This window comes from Paenibacillus sp. P4_A7 (assembly GCF_056402455.1).
On sequence record NZ_JBFUHJ010000798.1, the window covers coordinates 1 to 1,181 of the forward strand.

Below are 1,181 nucleotides of genomic sequence, written 5' to 3' on the forward strand. Positions count from 1 at the left end.
CAACAATTCTGCCCGTTAGCTTAATAAAGAAAAGGAGCAGCTGCCGTAGCAAACTACTTCTTGATTTTTAAAAATAATAAGTAATGTTTAATCCTCTGCTATCATATTTTTGTTCAAGCTCTAACCTCTTACTTTTGTTTCTTATATTTTGGAGAGAGCACGAACTGCAAGGTAGGCAATCAATTAGCCAAGTATCTATATAAATTTCCTCATGTTTGGGGTCTATAGAAAATGCATGTTCTGCTATTTCGATAAGCAATTGGGCATTAAATATATTGGACTTGATTTCATAACAAGCATCTCCGTGATACACCCAATTTTCAGCATTTGAATTATACTCATATCCACATTCAGTACACTTCATATTATCCTCCAAATCAAATATATCCCTAAGTTGAAACCGATACTAAGCTATCGTTTACCTTTTATTCAGTGATTCATTAGCGTAAAATCTTTCCTCGGAGTCCCAAAATTGAAGCTACTAGTAAACCTAGACCAATGATTAAAAACAATATCCATGATTCGTAAGCAATCATTCATTCGAATAAATTCCCAAGTGTTCGAAGGTCCTGAATTGGGATCATTGCTGTATGGATATGCAAAGATAAGCGGTATTGCAGCAGTTACAACCAGTGATGATCCGAATAATAGTGAGATATAAAAAGCAATAACTTTCATTACTAATATCAACCCCTTTCCTCTTGAATCAACGGTTGGTTAATTTCCACACCTTCCATTTTATCGCAGTAGCTCACTGAACTTAACTGCCCGTAAGCTTAAGTGACTACAAGGAAATATCAAGATCTAAGGATCTAACTTCAAACCACTATTCAACGATAAAACGTAATTATGCTAAATTCTTCATTATTATCTATTGAGCAACTTCTTTCAAAACAAATCCTTCTTCTAAAGTTTGAGTATCTGTTGCCCAGTGGAATGTTACACCTCGTAGATTTTGATATTTCTTTATCTCTTCTTTTGCAACCAATTGGATCTCTTCATTTGTTTTGAAGTAATCAATTTTTTCAACTGTATTTGATGGATTGAACAGTCCTTTTTCATTTTTGTAAGTTATGTCCACTTCTACTTTTTTCACTTTATCTTTTCCAACATATTTTGTTGTCTGAGTTCCTATATAGGTAAGCGTCAAATAGCCCYCACCTGAAAGACAAGGTGGGGGC

At 34.3% G+C, this 1,181-nt stretch carries 2 protein-coding genes; both read right to left on the bottom strand.

The features are described from left to right. Positions 1–67 precede the first annotated feature (67 nt). Complete coding sequence (locus AC1DWN_RS34075) at positions 68–364, bottom strand: hypothetical protein (protein ID WP_477563236.1); 297 nt, start codon at positions 362–364, stop codon at positions 68–70. A gap of 507 nt (positions 365–871) precedes the next feature. Next, positions 872–1,181, bottom strand: a 310-nt coding sequence (locus tag AC1DWN_RS34080; RefSeq protein WP_477563237.1) for a hypothetical protein, incomplete at its 5' end; no start/stop codon positions are given.